The sequence below is a fragment of the Mesorhizobium sp. ArgA1 genome (genome assembly GCF_053714375.1).
The window spans coordinates 1-298 of record NZ_JBSKBQ010000174.1; the positions used below are offsets into that span (position 1 = coordinate 1).

Genomic DNA, 298 nt, shown 5'->3' on the forward strand with positions numbered 1-298 from the left:
GTTGAGAGAGTCGCGCGCGGCCACCGCTATCTCTACCTCGTGGAAAGTGTCCGCGACGGCAAGACCGTTCGCCAGCGCACGATAAAGGCGCTGGGCCGCAAGGATGCGCTGGTTGCCAGCGGCGAACTTGACAGATTGGCGGCCTCGATTGCGCGCCATGGCGAACGCAGCCTCATCCTGTCCGACATTGACGCGGGGCGGATTGCCTCTCGCCGCATTGGCGGTCCGCTGTTGTTCGGGCGGCTGTGGCAGCGGCTCGGGATCGGCGATGTGCTGGAAGAAGTGCTGGAAGGGCGCC

General features: G+C 65.8%; 1 pseudogene. It reads left to right on the plus strand.

The features are described from left to right. A pseudogene (locus ACWGTI_RS32870) lies at positions 1-298 on the plus strand (IS1634 family transposase); the annotation flags it as partial.